Annotated in this window: 15 protein-coding genes and 2 pseudogenes; 2 read left to right on the top strand and 15 right to left on the bottom strand. The window is 37.0% G+C overall.

The window, feature by feature from the left end; all coding sequences use genetic code 11:
* Positions 1–218: 218 nt before the first annotated feature.
* A complete protein-coding gene (locus tag J5566_RS10055; RefSeq protein ID WP_208563149.1) occupies positions 219–1,241 on the top strand; it encodes an IS30 family transposase in 1,023 nt (340 codons plus the stop codon).
* A 537-nt stretch (positions 1,242–1,778) separates the two neighbouring features.
* On the opposite strand, the gene J5566_RS10050 is transcribed toward J5566_RS10055, so the two are convergent.
* The 10 genes and pseudogenes from J5566_RS10050 to J5566_RS10015 all read right to left on the bottom strand — a co-directional run bounded on the left by J5566_RS10050 (position 1,779) and on the right by J5566_RS10015 (position 6,678).
* Positions 1,779–2,375, bottom strand: a complete 597-nt coding sequence (locus J5566_RS10050) for a hypothetical protein (protein ID WP_208563148.1) — start codon at positions 2,373–2,375, stop codon at positions 1,779–1,781.
* Positions 2,372–2,530: a hypothetical protein gene (locus tag J5566_RS10045; RefSeq protein ID WP_208563147.1), complete on the bottom strand. Its 159-nt coding sequence runs from the start codon at positions 2,528–2,530 to the stop codon at positions 2,372–2,374. The genes J5566_RS10050 and J5566_RS10045 overlap by 4 nt, the downstream gene beginning before the upstream one ends.
* Before the next feature lie 98 nt (positions 2,531–2,628).
* Positions 2,629–2,874 (bottom strand): hypothetical protein, encoded by a 246-nt coding sequence (locus tag J5566_RS10625; protein ID WP_244229023.1) that lies wholly within the window; start codon positions 2,872–2,874, stop codon positions 2,629–2,631.
* Entirely contained in the window at positions 2,871–3,227 is a 357-nt protein-coding gene (locus J5566_RS10620) for a hypothetical protein (protein ID WP_244229022.1), read from the bottom strand. The genes J5566_RS10625 and J5566_RS10620 overlap by 4 nt, the downstream gene beginning before the upstream one ends.
* A gap of 33 nt (positions 3,228–3,260) precedes the next feature.
* Positions 3,261–4,106: a hypothetical protein gene (locus tag J5566_RS10615; protein WP_244229021.1), complete on the bottom strand. Its 846-nt coding sequence runs from the start codon at positions 4,104–4,106 to the stop codon at positions 3,261–3,263.
* A 155-nt stretch (positions 4,107–4,261) separates the two neighbouring features.
* Positions 4,262–4,600, bottom strand: coding sequence for an RNA 2'-phosphotransferase (locus J5566_RS10725; protein WP_348002285.1), 339 nt, complete (start codon positions 4,598–4,600; stop codon positions 4,262–4,264).
* Between the two features lie 128 nt (positions 4,601–4,728).
* A pseudogene (locus tag J5566_RS10820) lies at positions 4,729–4,803 on the bottom strand (hypothetical protein); the annotation flags it as partial.
* Positions 4,778–5,176: a hypothetical protein gene (locus tag J5566_RS10025; protein ID WP_208563144.1), complete on the bottom strand. Its 399-nt coding sequence runs from the start codon at positions 5,174–5,176 to the stop codon at positions 4,778–4,780. The gene J5566_RS10025 and the pseudogene J5566_RS10820, both read right to left, overlap by 26 nt.
* 191 nt (positions 5,177–5,367) lie before the next feature.
* Positions 5,368–5,724: a hypothetical protein gene (locus J5566_RS10020; RefSeq protein ID WP_208563143.1), complete on the bottom strand. Its 357-nt coding sequence runs from the start codon at positions 5,722–5,724 to the stop codon at positions 5,368–5,370.
* Positions 5,725–5,727: 3 nt separating this feature from the next.
* Positions 5,728–6,678, bottom strand: coding sequence for a hypothetical protein (locus J5566_RS10015; RefSeq protein WP_208563142.1), 951 nt, complete (start codon positions 6,676–6,678; stop codon positions 5,728–5,730).
* 46 nt (positions 6,679–6,724) lie between these two features.
* Here J5566_RS10015 and J5566_RS10010 point away from each other — a divergent pair, with 46 nt between their 5' ends.
* Positions 6,725–6,862, top strand: a complete 138-nt coding sequence (locus J5566_RS10010) for a hypothetical protein (RefSeq protein ID WP_208563141.1) — start codon at positions 6,725–6,727, stop codon at positions 6,860–6,862.
* Between the two features lie 64 nt (positions 6,863–6,926).
* Here the strand turns inward: J5566_RS10010 and J5566_RS10005 are convergent, their stop codons facing one another.
* The 5 genes and pseudogenes from J5566_RS10005 to pezA form a co-directional block, all read right to left on the bottom strand.
* The gene (locus J5566_RS10005; RefSeq protein WP_208563140.1) at positions 6,927–7,472 is read right to left on the bottom strand and encodes a T6SS immunity protein Tdi1 domain-containing protein; all 546 of its coding nucleotides are present in this window, start codon (positions 7,470–7,472) and stop codon (positions 6,927–6,929) included.
* A gap of 10 nt (positions 7,473–7,482) precedes the next feature.
* Positions 7,483–7,677 (bottom strand): annotated as a pseudogene (locus J5566_RS10815) (polymorphic toxin type 15 domain-containing protein); the annotation flags it as partial.
* A 12-nt stretch (positions 7,678–7,689) separates the two neighbouring features.
* Positions 7,690–7,860 (bottom strand): hypothetical protein, encoded by a 171-nt coding sequence (locus J5566_RS10605; protein WP_244229020.1) that lies wholly within the window; start codon positions 7,858–7,860, stop codon positions 7,690–7,692.
* Positions 7,861–8,127: 267 nt separating this feature from the next.
* A complete protein-coding gene (pezT, locus tag J5566_RS09990; RefSeq protein ID WP_208563139.1) occupies positions 8,128–8,886 on the bottom strand; it encodes a type II toxin-antitoxin system toxin PezT in 759 nt (252 codons plus the stop codon).
* Positions 8,886–9,362, bottom strand: coding sequence for a type II toxin-antitoxin system antitoxin PezA (pezA, locus tag J5566_RS09985; protein WP_208563138.1), 477 nt, complete (start codon positions 9,360–9,362; stop codon positions 8,886–8,888). Before pezA ends, pezT begins: the two co-directional genes overlap by 1 nt.
* Positions 9,363–9,484 lie beyond the last annotated feature (122 nt).

The following is a 9,484-nucleotide window of genomic DNA, read 5'->3' as shown; positions in this document are numbered from 1 at the left end:
CACGAGCACGAGATTGTAGCGTTTCTGGGGATACACGAATTTGTCCAGACATAGTTTTGTCTCCTTTAACTTTAATGCATTTATTTTACCATAAAATTTATATTTTTACAAGTTATTTATGATTATTTTTTCCCGCGTTGTAAAATGAAGTGCAACAAAAAAGACATGTTCGTCTGATATACTAGAATTCCCCAACTCAGTATAGAAAGCAGATGAACATGTCCAACACTCATTCTACCAGAAACTCATCCTATTCTCATCTCTCAGCCACAGAACGTGGTGAAATTGCAGCTTATCTTAAAATGGGAAAGAAACCAATTGAAATCGCTCGGCTTCTGGGTCGTCACCGGTCTACAATCTGTCGAGAAATCAAACGTGGTTCAGTAGATCAGGTACAGGATAAGAATGGGAAACGAACCTATTTCAGCACCTATTTCGCTGATAGTGGACAACGTGTCTATGAGACCAATCGCCGAAAGTGTTCTTATCTCAAGTTGAATGACTACTCCGCTAGGTTCATTGAACAATTAGGAGATGCCTTGAAGGCTAACGTCCGTCTCCATAGCGTAGATAGTTTTGTTCAGACTTATAAAACAAGCCATTCTGAAGAAGTCGTACCCTCTACCAAAACGATTTATCGTTATATCAAAGAGGGGTTGTTAGCTATTAAACCAATCGATCTGCCTAAGATGGTTAGTATCAGAAAACGTTCTAAGAAAGTCACGAAGATGAATCGGAAGACTTTAGGTAAGTCTATCGAAGAACGTCCAGAGTGTATCAATGACCGTTCTGAATTTGGGCATTGGGAGATTGATTTAGTTCTTGGCAAGAAAACCAAAGGTGAAGCAGTTATTTTGACCTTGGTAGAGCGCCAGACACGCTATGCACTGGGCGTTAAGCTAGAAGACAAACAGTCCCACACCATTAATAGTGCTGTAAGGCATCTCACCAGTCTGTATCCTATTGCATCCATCACAGCAGATAATGGTGCGGAGTTTAGTTTACTCTCAGACCTGGAAGCCGTTGATATTTACTTTGCACATCCTTATTCTTCACATGAGAGAGGAACAAACGAGAACTTCAATGGCCTCCTCAGAGAATATATTCCTAAAGGAGTCTCACTTAATTCACTAACCTCTGAAGAACTGGACAAGTATATCACTGCCATCAATGAGCGCCCCAGACGACTTCTTCAATATCAATCCTCGAAATTTCTGTTTGGGCTAGCCCAGACAGCTTAACCTCTGGTTCTCTAGTTATCGATGAACTTGTTGCACTTGACTTGACAATGTGCGATTTTAAAACAGCCCATTAATGTCCCTTTAACCTAATTTGACACTATAACAATAATTTGTATCAATTTCAGCACGCACACTTCAATCGATCATTCAGGCGATATTAGAGGTGGGTACGTTTCTATTCCCATAAACTCCTTGTCAATGGAAACAAACACGTACCCACAGGGTAAATGGAAATAGAAACCGATAATTTCTAGCTATCACTTCTACTCACTCCAAAAAATTTCTCACTCTGATACTTCCCCACCTCAATACAAAAAGCCTTGCAATCAAGGCTTTTCAGTATCCCTTTTGTTCAAAGATTTCTAGGCTTTTACGAGCAGAGTAACATACTCGACGTGTGCTGAGAGCTTTCTTCTATACTAATAGACGAAATACTGGCTAAAAATAGTTAGAATAATACTATTGGACTAAACTAATGCTAAAACATCATCTTGTTTGAACAAATAAAATTGGGTAAATTTAGGTAAACTTATTCTTCTAATTTATCCTTGCATCGATATGGTACATATCCAACTCTTTCTCACCAATAATTAATCTCATGTTAAGTCTAGTAGGATTTTCATCATGATCCAAAGTTCCTACAAACTCGACTTCAATGGCAGGTGTAAATTGTCCTTTTTCAATTGAACCTTCAAAAGTTTGAGTACGCTCTAAATAATCCTTGGTTCTACCTATAGGAATCGCACCCCAACATTTTACCGGTGCTGCTCGTTTTATGATCATTCTAGGTAAATATTCTGGTACAAATTGATCATTCGTTATACATAAGCCACCATTGGCTATAAAAGACTGGTACAAATTTTCAAATACTGTACTTCTTCTGTCTTGAAATTTACACTTAAAACCAATTAAAGACTCCACAGCAATAGCAATTTCATCAATATTCTCTTCTAAATACTCCAGTACATCTTGATTTTCGGGGATATTTTGTCTAACCTCATAAATTCTTTGCCAATTATTATTATTTCCCTCATAATTTATGCATCTGTGTTTTGCTGCCTCGTTAAAATTCAAACCCCTGACATTACTTTTTGTATGTGCTGCATATAATCTTCCTCCTCTATTCTGTGTCAAGTTATTATTTCCACCAATAATTTGAACAGAAGAACCACAACTTGGGCATAATGCATATTTTTTCCAGCTTGAAAATAGGGAAAGGTTTTATTTGTTTTATCTTCAAAATTTTCAACATCAAATGGAATACCTTCATTTAACTTTACATACTTCATAATTTATCATCCTCAATTATTATGTCTTTACTGTTGAAATCGTTTCAGTCTATGGCTATAAAAAGGAATAATGCTCTAAATTATACTATTGGACTTAACTAACTTAAGTTGAAATACAATTTTTCTAGCTTTTGGCTGTATAACTCTCTCATTTGGTTTAAATCTTTTTCTCGGTTTTCTACTTTAAACACCCTATATTGCATTCGCTCCTCAGGTATTAACTCAGTTAAGATAGAATTATAAATCGAAAATTTATCATCAATTTCAATTTTTACTGTATTAACTAATGAGAACTCAACGCTATTATTTCTTACACTTTCTAATACTACAATCATTGATTTCAATAGTAAACTCCCTTTCCTCTATACTCAGGTATAACACCGATACTATTATATCTGAAATTATAATCCGCAGTCTTAGTGACATTAAACCAAACTCCTATATTACGAAAACCAAAACTTTCCGATAGAACTTCTTCTTCAAATATCAACTCCAGCTCTAGAGCACCCTCCACTTCTAGAAGTGATTCAAATGTCTGATTCTCCCAATTTTCATAGAATGTTTTAAAACATAGTCCCTTTTTTTGTACTAAGATATCATTAAACTTTGGATCGTAGTCCATAATATTAGAATCATCGCCATTTTGATACACTAAAAAATTATGAATAGTATCATCACCTTTATCAAGTGCTCTCATATTTGAAGACTTTCTATTTAAAATTCTCTTTAATCAATCTGACAAGTCACTAATCCATGACTTATTGGTAACTCCTAACAAAACAGTAGTTTTCTCTTCTATTATACCACTTCTAAGTCCACTAAACACGCGCGCATCTGGAATATGTTGAGCAGATTGAGGATATTTCCTTTTCGTTACTTGAATAGTCACAATATCATTAGGCATAGGTAATGCTAACTTCTGCTTTGGCGCCTCCAGCTTCAAGGCATTCGGGTCAGGTCCAGTCAATAGTTTTTGATTGTTTACTGGAGTGACATCCTTAATTGGGCGTGTGTGTTTGTAGTTTGCATCGTAAACTTCCACACCACCAACCTTGATTGGTTTGGTTGCACTAGTATTACTGATACTACCCGAACCATTGGTAACTAAGTTTAGACCATAGTCTGTCGCGACATTCTTAAGAGAAATTGGATTCCCTGTCTCAACGGAGATTCCCGTATCTATGACAGTCTCAACACCAACTTCAACACTCGTCTTCGCAACATGATGAACGGTGTGGTTGGCAATATTTTGTGTCACATTAGCGGCTACATTGGCACCAGCTCCAATAAATTGACCACCTACAAAACCTGTAATAGCTCCTAGTCCTGCTCCTTTTAGCGTTGAACCAGCCAATACCCAACCACGCTGACCTGAGCTATAAGCGTCATAGCCAGATATAATGGCTCCAGAAGCTGCACCTCCAATAGCCATAGCTACCGGGGCACCTAGACCACCAGTGACTACGGTGAGAGTAATACCAACACCAATAGCACCAGCTGTGACAGCTACCTTCCTCCTGTCAATCTTCTTAACGTAGTTGGCAACTTGAGTATCATTATTATACAATAAACTCAAAAAGAGGGCAAAATTGCCCTCTTAAATCAATCATCGAATCCCAAACTATCTTTTTAAAGAAATCCAAAAATATCAAAACAAATACTCTCGAAGTTAGCCAGCTTCTAGCATAATTGTAAACTACTATGATTAAAACTAATAGAATAGAAGGATATTCAAATACTTACTAAGTATTTAGAAGGAATATAGTCTGCCAGCCAAACACCTATTTCTGGCTGATAAAATTTAATTCCATCCTTCCAAGCTGCCTTAGACCTGATCTTAATAACAGTAATTTTTTTATTTTTCCTAATTGCTGAATAATAAGCAATATTATAATCATTTGTCAAATGTACATATTGTCGTCTTTGTTTCTCTAAGCCATATTTAAGAATAGGGATAATATTTTTTTCTTCTGTTCCATGATATAAAAATGAGGGTAGCTCACGTTCTTCATATATAATTTTTTGCTTAATTGAATGACCATACATTGCTCGTATTCTTCCGTCAACAATTTCATATCGTTTATTTTAGATTGAACTATCATAACGTTTATATCAAGTTCGTTCAGTGTATTCCATCCGAAACATAGATTTAACACATTAATAAACTCCTTCAAATCAACCCAACCCTGACTATCACTAGTCAAAAAATAATCATCAGCAGCATGTCTTAAAATATACGAGCAATCTTTACTCAATTTCTCGTAATCTATCATCTATCACCTCACAATGTAAACATATTATATTATAGATATCATAACTATCTAAAAATAAACTAAAGTGTTTGATAGGTGCTTTGAGTGTTAGAGACTCAAATAAAATCTTATTCCTAGACTTGAGTTCGATAATTCTTTTTGAATCAGTCAACTCAACTACTTTATCATAAGCTTCTACACTACTTGCAAAATTTGAATATGTTTTTGCAAATTCAAATACACTATGAAATTTCAAGATAATGCTATGAAAATGCTCATCAGCATCATATCCACTTAGCGATATTAATACATCTCCTTTCACAAAATCAATCTTTGGTGGTGAATCTAACAATGTAGAAAACATAGGTAACTCATAAATAATCTTATTTACCACCCCTGGTACCTCCACTCTTTCTAACTGTTGGAGTCCCACTAGATGATAGCTTATTGCGTGATAATTGACCATCAAGCAGTGCTTCTTGAAGGGGATCTCCAGTTCGATCTAGTATATGCCATTGGCTTCTCGGAATATCTGCTTGAGTCAGTGCTGATGTATATTTTCAAGTATTAGAGGATTTCTATCTACTATTCCTCATTATCAATAGCATTTTGAATATTACATTCTTCAGTATACCTCAGCCATGCATCAATATTAGGAAAAATATCTTTTTGCTCCCATCCTGCATCAGCAAAATCATGAATGATATGCACTGTAGTATTATCCTCCTTTTCAAAACAAGCAATATCATCATTATCATCTCTCCTCGCAAATGGATATAACTTACGCTCAGGATATCTCTCTTGAAGCCCTTTAAATCTTCTAGTAGTCTGCTCATCATTCATTAAATACCATACACCAAAATCAACAATTCCTTCAGAAATCAAATCTTTTAGATGCTGTGGATATCGAAAAAAAGAATGCTCAAATGTAATAACCGACATGAATTAATTCCTCCGTTCCAAATCATATGAGCCGTATGGATTTCCAGTACGGAAAGATGACTTTTGTTTCCCAACACGTAATTGAACTGCCTCACCCCAAGTTGAAGGTGTACCTGCTCTGGTTGTAAATCGGTCTATAAATTCATCTGGAAGAGAATCTGCATGTTGATGCACCCTAGCGGTAACATCAATCCCAGCTCCTCTAGCAGCTATTACTCTTGTATTGTCAATAGTTGTTAACTGACCATCAGGCATGTTAACAACATCAATCGCATCTCCTTTCCAACCACTTTTGGCCATACTGCTCTGTATAGCATCCGCTCCATTGACTGAACTCTGACTAAATCTAATATTATGCGGATTAATTTGTGCTGTATTTGATGATGGAGCTTCAAGTCTTGGGGCATTAGGATCCGGACCTGAAATTCGTTTTTGAGATGTAGACGTAGTAGATGTCACATCTTTAACTGGTCTCGTATGTATGTAACCAGGTTCAAGAATCTCACCATATACCTTATTTCCATTGCCATCTACAGCTTCCACAGGGATTCTAGACTTATTAGGTCCAGGGTTAGACAGTTGCTGAACAGGAGTAGATGACTGACGAGACTTCGTAACTGCAACATCCCCAGACTTCGGCTTGTTCTTCGGTACATCTGCTTTGGCAGATTTCTTACTTGAAACACTGCCTGAGCCATTGGTAATGAGATTGAGACCATAGTCTGTCACGACATTCTTAAGAGAAATTGGATTCCCTGTCGCAACGGAGATACCCGTATCTATAACGGTCTCAACACCAGCTTCAACACCCGCCTTCGCAACATGACGAACAGTCTGGTTGGCAATGTTTTGGGTCACATTAGCTGCTACATTGGCTCCTGCTCCAATAAATTGACCACCTACAAAACCTGTAATAGCTCCTAGTCCTGCTCCTTTTAGTGTTGAACCAGCCAATGCCCAACCACGCTGACCTGAGCTATAAGCGTCATAGCCAGATATAATGGCTCCAGAAGCTGCACCACCAATCGCCGTTGCGACTGGTGCACCTAGACCACCGGTTGCAACCGTAAGAGCAATACCAACACCAATGGCACCAGCTGTGACAGCTACCTTCTTCCAATCGATTTTCTTAACGTAGTTGGCAACTTGAGTATCATTATTTTACAATAAACTCAAAAAGAGGGCAAATTTGCCCTCTTAAATCAATCATCAAAGCCGATACCACCTATAAATTGAGTAATTAAACTCAAATGTTCTAAAGTATCTACTTTATCAATATTAGATATATGCTTCTGGCCTCCTAATCCTAGGAGTGGAACAAATCCAAAACATTGTTCAAAACTTAGAGTTCCAAACCGATCAACCGCTTCTTCATACAGTTGAATTTCAAAATAATCTTCTAAGAGTTCTTCATCCTCTAAGTCCTGTAGAAAATAATACATATTTTCCAAAATAGATACAAAATCTCCATCTTTATATCTAACTATTCTCAAATATTTACTCTCTTCTAGAGTTATAATATCTCCAAATGCAGTTATAAAAATTGGTATGGAAAGTTCTCCTCTAAAATATGTATCCTGAATAAACTTTAAATAGTCATCTGGATTAATAACTCTTAGATAACCATTAAGCAATAGGCACTGGCCTTCTTTCTTCCATAATTCCAATAATTCTTTTGGAATCTGTTGATGATATTTATCAATTACATCATCTGGCATAGATAAAACTTTAGAAATTTTTAGTGACATAATTTTCTCCCTATGGAACTAATTTTACATTCAAGTAAATCTTGCTTAAATCTTCATACGGTGTTGTTCTTACAATATTATCAACTACTTCATCCACTGTTCCAATTCTAGTTTTCCATTGCGAACCAATTGAAGAATTAATCCCCGCATCACCAACACCAGTAACATTTTTAGCAAAACCACCAGCTATTTGATCTGGATCATGAAGTGCCGCTTGTTACTTCAACCAACTTTCTGCTGCAGTTTTAGCTTCGCTTCTATTCAATCCAGATTGGCGTAATTCATTATACTTATCAGAAAGGGCATTATCTTGAGTAACCTTTTGAGCAGAATTACCAGCAGATGACCTAGACCCTTTATCAACACCATTAACATTAAATTCTGTCAAAACATCCTTATAGTCATTTAGATTTTTTGAAGTTATCTTTGCCTTCACCTGATGCCTTGAAATAACTGTGTTGTTCTGAACAATATCTACATCTTCGCCATCTTCTTTTTCAAATTCTATAGAATAGCCACTATAACTATCCCCCTTTTGAAGTTACTCATTTAGCTCCTTTAAAGCAAGGAAAATACCAACCTGTCCTTGATGATTATAACCACTCCAACTAGATGTCGCATTATTCTTTTTTCCTGTCACTTTCGATAATCTCCTTTAAATTCCTAATTCCCCCAACCGTTCCTGTCCTACCTTCAACATCTCTTCCTCAACCTTACTCCACTTCCCGAAAAGACAGTTTTGAAGAACCTCTGCTGCGGAGCCTTCATCTGTTTCAGAATCATAGATACAAGTTCGATCTCTTTGATAAATCTGAATTTGTTCAAAGAGTTGTTCTCTTTCTAACTTCCTTAGGTTATCAACCAAGTTCTCTACAATCCCATCGTGGTGTTCCTTTGGGGTTGATCTCGCTTGATTGGGATCTATAGCATAATGTTCTTCGTAACGAATCAAGGTGCTGAGAAATGACAGTTCTGGTTTGGTACCAATAATAGCTAAAGAAACTTGGTATCCTTTCGAAGCTAATAATTGAGCAGTCTGACGAGGAACTTGAGTGGTACGCAAGGTTCCCTCAATCAGCAAGTGATAACCCTGCGTACTGAGTTCGTCAACCAGATGCTCTACCATTTTTCCTGCAAATCCCTTGGTATAGTCCACGCTGTCCTTGCCATACTTTTCTTGCAGGGCTATGTAATTGGGATGCTGAGAACGGTAGCTATCACCATCGATGATAATGATATTACCTTGAAATTCTTTTTGCTTGATACGATGAATAGTCGTCTTACCTGCCCCGCTTTGTCCTCCAAGCAAGATAGCTTTCGGTCGAGCTGGAATCGTCTTTCCTCTGGTTAAAGCCCGAATGGTTCGCTGCAAGGCCTTCTGAAAGTCAGCCTCACTAAATTCTTCCAACCTCATTAAGCCACCACCCGATGATGCACAATGTCTAACATCCGCTCAATACCATCTAAATAGCCATTGTAACGCTCAATTTCATCGAAGGTATCGACAAGGTAAATCTTTGTATTGATCAATTCAGCCAAATCATCACTCATGAGAATCCAAGGATTCGATTCATCATCAAAAGCAATATCTTGACTATCCTGGTATCTATAAAGCTGTGATAATATTGCTGCTCCACGTTCTTTAATCACTTCTATTCTTAAAGTCAGTTGGTAATCTTCAACAGGTGTTAACATCTTGTCCTCCCCTACAATATCGACATAAGAAACATTAAATTTTTGACAAATACGGTCGATGAGTTCTATTGAAACTTTACTAGTTCCATTCTCATAACGACTTAGGCTATTGCGTGAAATCCCAACCATTTTCGCAAATTCTGGCTGTGTTAAATCGTGTGTTCGGCGTAGTGATTTGATATTGTCTCCAATCATAGATAAAGACCTCCTCATATTTGCTTTCATTATACCATAAAAAACGGATAACGCACCATATTTGGTGCATTATCCGTTTTTAGGTTTCTTCGATTGCTTAAACTCCTCTATTCGCTTCTCCA

Source organism: Streptococcus suis (assembly GCF_017601095.1).
In the GTDB taxonomy this organism is placed as follows: Bacteria; Bacillota; Bacilli; order Lactobacillales; family Streptococcaceae; genus Streptococcus; species Streptococcus suis_Z.
The sequence above is the reverse complement of the archived record's forward strand: the minus strand, read 5'-3'. Positions and strand labels throughout refer to the sequence as shown.